This is a genomic window from Gemmobacter sp., assembly GCF_046292685.1.
Lineage (GTDB): Bacteria > Pseudomonadota > Alphaproteobacteria > Rhodobacterales > Rhodobacteraceae > Wagnerdoeblera.
Genome location: NZ_JBKBQM010000082.1, coordinates 1 through 7,525, shown reverse-complemented (window position 1 = coordinate 7,525; position 7,525 = coordinate 1). Strand labels below are relative to the sequence as shown.

Annotated in this window: 9 protein-coding genes; 1 reads left to right on the top strand and 8 read right to left on the bottom strand. The window is 64.5% G+C overall.

All coding sequences use genetic code 11. From position 1 onward, the window contains the following. The first annotated feature begins 7 nt into the window (after nt 1-7). Nucleotides 8-91 carry a hypothetical protein gene (locus ACK4S2_RS15220; RefSeq protein ID WP_409626276.1) on the top strand — a complete coding sequence of 28 codons (84 nt, stop codon included), beginning with the start codon at nt 8-10 and terminating at the stop codon, nt 89-91. A gap of 211 nt (nt 92-302) precedes the next feature. Here the strand turns inward: ACK4S2_RS15220 and ACK4S2_RS15215 are convergent, their stop codons facing one another. The 8 genes from ACK4S2_RS15215 to ACK4S2_RS15180 all read right to left on the bottom strand — a co-directional run. Further along, a complete protein-coding gene (locus ACK4S2_RS15215; RefSeq protein WP_409626273.1) occupies nt 303-1,154 on the bottom strand; it encodes a VOC family protein in 852 nt (283 codons plus the stop codon). 4 nt (nt 1,155-1,158) lie between these two features. Then, a complete protein-coding gene (locus tag ACK4S2_RS15210) occupies nt 1,159-2,022 on the bottom strand; it encodes a universal stress protein (protein WP_409626270.1) in 864 nt (287 codons plus the stop codon). Continuing rightward, nucleotides 2,022-3,098 (bottom strand): ACR3 family arsenite efflux transporter, encoded by a 1,077-nt coding sequence (gene arsB, locus ACK4S2_RS15205; RefSeq protein WP_409626267.1) that lies wholly within the window; start codon nt 3,096-3,098, stop codon nt 2,022-2,024. The genes ACK4S2_RS15210 and arsB overlap by 1 nt, the downstream gene beginning before the upstream one ends. A 14-nt stretch (nt 3,099-3,112) precedes the next feature. Next, nucleotides 3,113-3,946 (bottom strand): sulfurtransferase, encoded by an 834-nt coding sequence (locus tag ACK4S2_RS15200; protein WP_409626264.1) that lies wholly within the window; start codon nt 3,944-3,946, stop codon nt 3,113-3,115. A 10-nt stretch (nt 3,947-3,956) separates the two neighbouring features. Beyond that, nucleotides 3,957-5,708, bottom strand: a complete 1,752-nt coding sequence (gene arsA, locus ACK4S2_RS15195) for an arsenical pump-driving ATPase (RefSeq protein ID WP_409626261.1) — start codon at nt 5,706-5,708, stop codon at nt 3,957-3,959. A 92-nt stretch (nt 5,709-5,800) separates the two neighbouring features. Continuing rightward, a complete protein-coding gene (arsD, locus tag ACK4S2_RS15190; protein WP_409626258.1) occupies nt 5,801-6,259 on the bottom strand; it encodes an arsenite efflux transporter metallochaperone ArsD in 459 nt (152 codons plus the stop codon). Then, nucleotides 6,256-6,633 carry an ArsR/SmtB family transcription factor gene (locus ACK4S2_RS15185; protein WP_409626255.1) on the bottom strand — a complete coding sequence of 126 codons (378 nt, stop codon included), beginning with the start codon at nt 6,631-6,633 and terminating at the stop codon, nt 6,256-6,258. Before ACK4S2_RS15185 ends, arsD begins: the two co-directional genes overlap by 4 nt. A gap of 680 nt (nt 6,634-7,313) precedes the next feature. Beyond that, nucleotides 7,314-7,525: transposase (locus ACK4S2_RS15180; RefSeq protein ID WP_409626253.1), on the bottom strand; the 212-nt coding region annotated here is incomplete at its 5' end.

Sequence of the window (7,525 nt, the reverse complement as noted above, 5' to 3'; positions counted from 1 at the left end):
GGCCTGGCTGACTTGGGTTCTGAGCCACATCGCTGACCACAAGATCAACCGCATCCAGGACCTCGCGCCCTGGAACTGGCAACAAAGCTGAAATTCAACGCCAGTCACGCCGGACGGATACATCACCCCGCCCTGAAAGCCACGTGCAATAGGGGTCAGCGCTGGCATAGTCCGCGCGATGGGGTGCTACGCATGGCGATAAAGGGGCAGGGGCAACGGTTTGCAATGTGGCGTGGTGCCTAGGACGGCGGACTGTCAGGCGGCTTTGGGCCGAGACGGATGCGCCGCCTGCACAGGGCACCTCACGTTGGACGGTCCGGCGCTGTGCCGGGAACAAGGTATTCTGGCGCCTGATCTGTGGGCATGGCCGCCAGTTCCTCTGGCGTCAGGCGGGCATAGACCTCGATCGGCGTGCCGTCCGGGTCGGTCAGCCACAGCTCATGTAGCGGCGTGCCCTTCCATGTGGTGCGCGGCGGCTTTGCGACCGTGGCCCCCAGCGCCATGGCCCGGTGATAGGCGTCGATCACCGACGCCCGGTCGGGCAACGCGATCCCGAGATGATAGAGCGTATCGTGGTGCAGCTCTGTGCCGTCGGCGACCATGAGTACGAAGTTGAGGTTCAGGTCAGGCCGGACGAACGTGGCATAGCGGTGCGTCCACTCCTTCGGCCATGTGTTCAAGAGCCAGGCATAAAACCGTGTGCTGGCGCCCAGATCGCGCACGCGCAGGCTGGCGTGAAACTCGGTGCCCTTTGGCCCTTCCGGCAGGTTGATCAGCCCCGCCAGCACCTCGATCCGCGCCTTGATCTGATCGCGCGCGGTGCGGAAGGATGCGATGTCACCCGCGTCGGAGGGGTCGGTGATCGGCCAGTGCAGCCGCCGCACCGGGCCGGGGACAAAAGGGCAGACCTCTTCGGCGCAGAGCGTGACGATCAGGTCGGCCGTTTCAGGCGCGACCTCTTCCAGCGGCTTTGACCTGTGGGCGGAAATGTCGATGCCGGTCTCGGAGAGCGCCTCCACCGCCAGCGGATTGAGCATGCCGGGGGCCGATCCCGCACTGGCAATTTCGACGGATGCGGGCAGGATCGCACGCGCGAGCCCTTCGGCCATCTGGCTGCGGGCGGAATTGGCGACGCAGAGAAACAGGATACGCATGGGATCAGACCTTTTCGTTCTGAAGCGGCACCATCAGCACAGGACGGCGCGCGATTTCGCAGAGACTGGCGGCGGTCGAGCCGGTGATGAGGCTGTTCACCCAGCCCTGGCCATGCTTGCCGACGATAATCAGATCGGCGTCACGATCCACCGCCATCCGGGCGATTTCTTCGGATGGCTGGCCCGTCATCAGATGGGCCTCGGCCTGGCCGCCAGCAGCCGCGATGTCGTCCACGATATAAGACAGCGCAGCCTGTGCCATCCGCGGCCACCGCGCGTAGATCTTGCCGCCGTCAGGCACAAGGACATGTATCACATCGATATGTGCCCCAAGACGCCCCAGCGCAATGGCGGCCTGTTCGGCCGCTTGCGATTGCTGCGAAAAGTCCGTGGCAAGAAGCACCCGCCGCAAGCCCGCATGGCAGGTGCGTGCGCAGGCGGCGTCGCCGTCCTTGCCCGTGGATTCTATCCATTCCAACCGCACCGGCAGCGTGCTGAGCCGGATCACTTCGCGGGCAACCGAGCCGAGGAACAGGCCGCGGATCATGTTCTGCCCGCGCGATCCGATCACGATCAGATCGGCGCCATGGTCACCGGCCGCTTGCAGAATGTCCTTGGCCACCTCACCGGCCGCGCGAATGTCGACCTCCACCTCAAGTCCCGCTGCGCGCAGCGGTGCGGCACGGTCCTGAAGCCAGTCCTCCAGCGCCTGCTTGTTGCCGTAGGTCGCCCCTTGGGCATAGCCGACCTGAACCACATGGGTCAGGATCACGCGGGAGATACCCATGTCGCGCAGGTCAGACAGGCAGTCCAGCAGGGGGCCTTGTGCGGCCGAATAGTCCAGCGAGATCAGCGCGGTGCGAAACATCAGTTCTGCTCCTTTGTCTTGTGGGCGAAAATGGGGGTTTCCTCGGCCGGGAACCAGTGACGCGTGCGGTTGGCGAACCAGACGAGCGACAGCATCACCGGCACCTCGACCAGAACCCCGACCACGGTGACAAGGGCCGCGATGGAGTTCAGGCCGAACAGGCCGATGGCCACGGCCACCGCCAGTTCGAAAAAGTTCGACGTGCCGATCATCGCGCAAGGGGCAGCCACATTATGCGGCACGCGCCAGGCCTTGGCCGCCCAATAGGCGACGGCGAACATGCCGTAGGACTGGACCAGCAGCGGGATGGCGATCATCCCGATCACCAACGGCTGGGTCAGGATCACCCCGCCCTGAAAGCCGAACAAGAGGACGACAGTGGCCAACAGGCCTATGACGGAAAAGGGCTTCACCCGCGCCGTGAAGGCCCCGACTGCCGCCTCGGCCGCAGCAGGGTTGGCGGCCCCGCGTGTCTTCATAACCCGGGTCACGATGCCTGCCGCCAGCGGGATCACGATATAGAGGCCAACCGAGAGGATCAGCGTGACCCAGGGCACGACAATATCGGTCACGCCCAAGAGCAACGCCACGATCGGCGCATAGGCAAAGACCATGATGGCGTCGTTGAGCGACACCTGCGCCAGCGTGTAATTCGGATCGCCCTTGGTCATCTGCGACCAGACGAACACCATCGCGGTGCAGGGGGCAGCACCCAGCAGGATCAGGCCCGCGATATATTGGCCCGAAGTGCCCGGTTCGATGAAGGGCGCAAAGATCAGATCGAAGAACAGAACGCCTAGCGCGGCCATGGTAAAGGGCTTGATCAGCCAGTTCACCGCCAGCGTGATGATGAGCCCCTTGGGCCGTTCATGCACGCGGCGCAAGCTGGAAAAGTCCACCGACACCATCATCGGATAGACCATGAACCAGATCAGGATCGCGACGACAAAGTTGACCGAGCCATATTCCAATGACGCGAGAAAGTTCACCAGCCCCGGCGCGATCCAGCCAAGCGCCAGCCCGCCGATGATCGCCAGCGCGACCCAGACGGAGAGGTATCGTTCGAAAGCAGACATGCGTTTATCCTTTGTCAGACTTGGGGGGGGGCAACGGGTTCAACGACGCGCGGCATCGCCTGTCGGCTCCATTCGGCCCTTGAGCCCTCGTAATTTCGCACGCGGGCAAAGCCCGCGAGGGTCAACGCCAACAAGCTGTGTGTGGCACGGATGCCGCCCTGGCAATAGGTGATGATCTCGGATGTGGGGCGCAGGCCCACGGCGGCGAACCGGGTGCGCAGATCGTCCACAGGCCGAAAGCGGTGCGTCGCGGGGTCGATCACATCGGTCCAGACCAGATGCCGCGCGCCCGGAACATGGCCTGCCATCGAGATTTCCTTAGGCTCCTGTCGCATCCACTCCGCCTCGCCCCGCACGTCGAGGATCAGGGCGTGCGGGTTGTGCATCGCCGCGCGCATGTCCGCCGTTTCGGCCAGCAGGGCAGCCACGAGGCGCGGCACGAAGGCCCCCGGATCAGGTTCGGGTGCAGATGCGTCCGTCACCGGCAGCCCGGCAGCAACCCAACCGTCCCAGCCGCCATCCAGCACGCGGGCGCGGGTGTGGCCGTGGTAGTGCAGCACCCACCAGAGGCGTGCCGCGAACAGGTTGTTGCCATCATCATAGGCGATGATGTCCGTGTCCGGCCCGATGCCAAGGCGCACCATCTCGGCGGCAAACACCTGCGGGTCTTCAACCCGGCCGGGGTGGTGCAGATGCGGATCAAGCGCCAGTTTGCGCGCGCCCGGAATGTGGGCGCTGGCATGGCCATCGCCCTTTCGGGTATCGACGATCACCAGACCCGGCCGATGAAGCCTTTCGGCCAGCCACTCGGCGCTGACAAGGGGTGTGTCGGGAAGGTCCTTGACCATGTCCCCCCCCTCACACCTGTTCCAGCGACTGGCCGACCAGTGCGCGCAGGCGGTCAGCCCCTACCGGATCCTCGGCCAGCATCGGCACCACGGCGTGGCGTGTGGCCAGACCGCCGCGCACCTTTGCAATCTCGGGCGCTTCTGTCGCGGCGCGGGCGGCGAGAACCGGATGCGTGGTCCCGGTCGCGGCAAGGCTTGCGTTGATGACCCAGCCGTAGGGCGTGATCCCGGCACGCTTGAGATCCTCTTGCAAGCGGGCGGCTTCCAGAACCGGGGTGGTCTCGGGCAGGGTCACGATCAGGATCTTGGTCATCTCCGGGTTCTGCAGCCGCATCATCGGCGTCGTCATGTGGCTGGCCTGCTCCCCCGCGTGCCGCAGCACATCACGGTGGTAGGATCCTGTCGCATCCAGCAGCAGCAGCGTATGGCCGGTGGGCGCGGTATCCATCACCACGAACTTGCGCCCCGCCTCGCGGATCACCCGTGAGAACGCCTGAAACACGGCGATTTCCTCGGTGCAGGGCGAGCGCAGATCCTCCTCCAGCATCGCGCGGCCTTGGGCGTCAAGGCTGGCCCCCTTGGTGGCAAGGATATGGTCGCGGTAGGTTTGCGTTTCCGCTTCGGGGTCGATGCGGCTTACAGTCAGGCCCGGCACGTCGCCCGCCAGCGTTTCGGTCAGATGGGCGGCAGGGTCGGTGGTGGTCAGCAGCACCTCATGCCCGCGCGCGGCCAGCTCAACTGCCACGGCGGCGGCGATGGTGGTCTTGCCGACGCCGCCCTTGCCCATGGTCATCACCAGGCCCTTGCCCGCCGCTTCGATCCCGTCGACCAACGCAGCAAGCGGCGGCAGGTCGATGTCGGTCGTGTGTGGCGCCGCTGGTTCCAGCACCACGGGTGTTCCCATCCGACGCAGCGCATCAAGTCCGACCAAATTCTCGGGTCGCAGCGCGAAGCGGCTTTGCTGCAGGCCGGCGAGGTGCGTGTCCATGCCACCCAACGCCGCGCGGTCGCGCGCGATGAGGCTGGCGGCCAGCGCATCGCCCATGTCCTCGTCCGGCATCAACCCGTTGATGGCCAGATGCTGGTTGCCGATGCCGATATCCGCCAGTTCCCTACTTGCGCGCGCAGCTTCGGCCAGCGAACTGACGCGGGGGCGGGCCACAAGGATCAGCCGCGTGCGGGCGGCATCAGACAGGCTGTCCACCGCCGCCGCATACCGCGTGCGTTGCTTCTCCAGCCCCGCCAGCGGCCCGAGGCAGGACGCATCGCCCCCCGTTTCCAGAAACCCGCTCCAGGCGCCGGGCAGTTTCAGCATCCTGATGGTGTGGCCGGTGGGGGCGGTGTCAAAGATGATGTGGTCGTAGGCGCCCGTGACCGCATCGTCGGTCAGAAGCGCCGTGAACTCGTCAAAGGCCGCGATCTCGGTGGTGCATGCCCCCGAAAGCTGTTCCTCGATGCCCTTCAACGCCTTTTCCGGCAGCACCCCGCGCATCGGCCCCACGATGCGGTCGCGATACTCGGCCGCAGCCGCCTCCGGGTCGATCTCGATCGCGTCGAGCCCGGGAACGGAGGTAATCGGCGTGATGTGGTTGCCGATCCCGACCCCGAACACCTGCCCGACGTTAGACGCCGGGTCGGTCGAGACCAGCAGCACCTTCTTGCCCGCATCTACGAGGCCGACCGCAATGGCACAGGCGAGCGAAGTCTTGCCCACGCCGCCCTTGCCGGTGAGGAACACGAATTTGGGCAGATCTTTGAACATGACTTCTCCTTCCGCCGCCCGAAACGAGCGGTCGTCATCTGTCGCACGGCTCACGCCTGTGCAAGTTGCTTCACGTCAGGCGTGGTGCCGCGTCAGCAGCAGCTTCCTGCCTTTTCCTTGGCCGGTTCGGCCTTGGCACCGCCACCGCAGCAACCCGTCGGTGAGGCAGATGCCGCCTTGGCTGGACTGCAGCAGGACGAAGTCTTTGCAACGTCCCCAACATACCCTTCGACAGCCGGGGTCGCGACCAGGAGGCCAGTCCAGCTGGCCAGTTCCGCGCGCCCGGGGTAGCGCGCCTTGGCCTTGAGCGCGCCATCCACCATGAAGACTGGCAGATCGTCACCTTCGCTGTCCTTCATGATCTGGCGGATCGTATCGTTCGCCACGAACTCGGCCGGCTCGCGGCTCAGACCGAAGCGCTGCACGCGCACCCCTTGCGCTTTCAGCCAATCAAGATCGGCCGCCAGATCGACCAGGCGCTGATCGACATCCGTGCCGCAGATACCGGTCGAGCAGCACATGGCGGGGTCGTAGACTGTAAGGATCGTCATTCGCATGTCTCCTTGGAAACGCATACTTGCGGGGTGAAGCAACAGGGGGCCTCGCCTTCGGCTGGACGGGCGGCAATGGCCTCGATCAGATCCCGGATCGGCGCGAGCGCCGACGGGTCGAGCGCGTAGCAGACACGGGGATAGTCGATGGTCCCGGTCACGATCCCCGCATCCTTGAGGATGCGCAGATGCTCGGAGACGGTCGACTGAGCCAGTCCAACCTGATCGACGATGTCCCCGCCGATGCAGCCAGGCTTCGAGAGCAGAAAGGTGATGATCTTGACCCGCGCCGGGTGCGCGAGCGCCTTTGCAATCGCAGCGATCTGGTCTGCCTCGATCAAGGCCGGGCGCGCCACTACGTTTCTGTCCAGCATTTCCAAAGACCCCTTCTATCGTCGTCTATCGATATATATGGATCGGCAATCAACGATACAAGAGCAGATCGTGAATCAACGATCTCTCGTGAAGGAGTTGAATGCCCGGTGGATCTGTGGTGATGGCAAATGATCGTCAGTCAGGGAGGGACGTCTTCGTGGGAGGTCTGACCCAGATCCAATGAAATCAATGACTTGATCCAGAGAAGGTTCGACCGCAGTCGCGTCCCATCCGCCATCATCCCTGTTGCGAACACGGACGGGCGCCCCTCTTGGCGCGAAAATAGTTGTGTTTTCAAAGGGCTTTGTCTCCCCAATGCGAACCTCTGAGACAGCGCGCCAGGCCCGATCCGGGCTCTGAACGTCCCTTCGTCTCTGTTCGGGCGAACCTCGTCGAATTCGGTTCGGTTGGATTTTTCCTCTCCTATCCAATTGCTTGAGTTTCAGCCCCGCCAAAACTTCGGGCCTTGTCTCCATCGCATTCGAGGGGAACAGAGCCGCAACGCACGGGAGGCGCAGCCGCTGGGTGCGCAGGCCGAATGGCGCGCAGCGGTGACGGTGCTCTAACAGGCTGCTGAAGAAGTCCGCGAGGCGGAACAGTTTTCCCTCTGTTTGGGCGGCAGCGGTGAGCGTCGTGCTGGTCGAGGCGAGGTATGGGTGCCCGATGCCACCCCTCGTCGTCATGCGGCCAGCAGCCGGGGCAGTCGGGCGAGGTTGTTGGCGGCCATCGTCAGGATGAAGCGGGACCGCACCTTCTCGAGGCCGCGATAGACGGTCTGGGCCATGTGGCCTATGGTCTTGGCCCAGCCGAAAGCCTCTTCGATCCGTTTGCGGTGCTTGATCGACAGGGCGTATCCCTCGTGCCGTGTGGTTCTGGCGTCGATCGCTGAAT

What these genes read in the sequence shown, in the direction of transcription:
- ACK4S2_RS15210 (WP_409626270.1), bottom strand. Translation starts at nt 2,022, where the DNA reads ATGTTTCGCACCGCGCTGATCTCGCTGGACTATTCGGCCGCACAAGGC.
- arsB (WP_409626267.1), bottom strand. Translation starts at nt 3,098, where the DNA reads ATGTCTGCTTTCGAACGATACCTCTCCGTCTGGGTCGCGCTGGCGATC.
- ACK4S2_RS15215 (WP_409626273.1), bottom strand. Translation starts at nt 1,154, where the DNA reads ATGCGTATCCTGTTTCTCTGCGTCGCCAATTCCGCCCGCAGCCAGATG.
- arsA (WP_409626261.1), bottom strand. Translation starts at nt 5,708, where the DNA reads ATGTTCAAAGATCTGCCCAAATTCGTGTTCCTCACCGGCAAGGGCGGC.
- ACK4S2_RS15185 (WP_409626255.1), bottom strand. Translation starts at nt 6,633, where the DNA reads ATGCTGGACAGAAACGTAGTGGCGCGCCCGGCCTTGATCGAGGCAGAC.
- ACK4S2_RS15200 (WP_409626264.1), bottom strand. Translation starts at nt 3,946, where the DNA reads ATGGTCAAGGACCTTCCCGACACACCCCTTGTCAGCGCCGAGTGGCTG.
- arsD (WP_409626258.1), bottom strand. Translation starts at nt 6,259, where the DNA reads ATGACGATCCTTACAGTCTACGACCCCGCCATGTGCTGCTCGACCGGT.